The sequence below is a fragment of the Micromonospora echinofusca genome (assembly GCF_017614955.1).
Classification (GTDB): Bacteria; Actinomycetota; Actinomycetes; order Mycobacteriales; family Micromonosporaceae; genus Micromonospora; species Micromonospora echinofusca_A.
Genome location: NZ_WVUH01000654.1, coordinates 1 through 1,281 on the forward strand (window position 1 = coordinate 1; position 1,281 = coordinate 1,281).

General features: G+C 67.1%; 1 protein-coding gene. It reads right to left on the minus strand.

What is annotated here, in order from left to right; genetic code table 11:
* Positions 1–35: 35 nt before the first annotated feature.
* Entirely contained in the window at positions 36–1,265 is a 1,230-nt protein-coding gene (locus GSF22_RS33620; RefSeq protein WP_208817924.1) for an IS30 family transposase, read from the minus strand.
* Between the last annotated feature and the right edge of the window lie 16 nt (positions 1,266–1,281).

Below are 1,281 nucleotides of genomic sequence, written 5' to 3' on the forward strand. Positions count from 1 at the left end.
GGCGGTTTCTGGGGGTCGTCGCAACACCTGATGGCTTATGTGGTTGTCAGTAGATCACGCAGACGCTCGGCTGGGTTGTCCCAGCCGAGCGTCTGTCGTGGGCGGCCGTTGAGTTCCTGGGCGACGTGTTCGAGGTCGGCGGGTCCGTGGACGGACAGGTCGGTGCCCTTGGGAAAGTACTGACGTAGCAGGCCGTTGGTGTTTTCGTTCGATCCGCGTTGCCAGGGTGAGTGCGGGTCGCAGAAGTAGACCGGTATTCCGGTGGCGACCGTGAACTGCTTGTGAGCGGCCATCTCCGCTCCCTGGTCCCAGGTCAGGGATCCGCGTAGGTGGGCAGGCAGCGTGGCGACGAGGTCCACGAGCACGTCCCGGACTTCCTCGGCGGTGTGTCCGCCGGGTAGGTGACCGAGCATGACGTACCGGGTGGTGCGTTCGACCAGTGTGACGATGGCGGAGGCGTTGCCCGCTCCCATGATCAGGTCGCCTTCCCAGTGACCGGGTACGGCGCGGTCGGCGACCTCGGCCGGGCGTTCACTGATCATGACCATGTTGTCGACGAACCGGGGCGTGCGCTGGTCAGGACGACGGTGTGGTCTGCGTCGGGTCCGGCCGGTTCGCAGTGCCGTGGCGACCTCGCGTTTGAGCGCGCCACGGGCCTGGACGTACAACGCCTGATAGATCGTCTCCGCGCTCACGCGCATCTCCTGGTCATCGGGATGTTCTCTGACCAGAGCGTTGCAGATCTGCTGCGGTGACCACCGTTGGCGTAGCCGGGCGACCACGAAGTCGCGTAGCCGTCCGTCCCGCAGGAGCTTGCGGTCCTTGGGCCGGGGCCGGGACGCTGTCCAGGCCCGGTGCGCGGCGTAGGCGCGGTAGACGCCGTCAGCGCTGGCGTGGTTGTCGATCTCGCGTTTGATCGTCGAGGCGGGTCGCCCGATCGCTCGGCCGATCGCGTGCAGCGACTGCCCGACACGGCGCATGTCCGCGATCGTCTCCCGCTCCGCCAAGGTCAGAAACCGTGGGTGCAGTTCCCTGTCCAGCGCCGTCAACGACGGCGGCACCTGAGTAGTCACCCCGGTGTTGTAGTCCACCCGACGCCCGTCCGGGTACGTCCGCGAGCTCCCTGTCTTGCGTACTCCCCAGTCCCAGTCCTTGGCGGTACGCTCGTTGACCCCGACCTGCTGCGCGGCACGACGTCGGGCAACTCCCTGTTCACGCAGGCGTTCGTACTCATCCCGGCGGGGATGACGCCGCGAGACGGACATCGAGCCGCGACTCGCC

What these genes read in the sequence shown, in the direction of transcription:
- GSF22_RS33620 (WP_208817924.1), bottom strand. Translation starts at nt 1,265, where the DNA reads ATGTCCGTCTCGCGGCGTCATCCCCGCCGGGATGAGTACGAACGCCTG.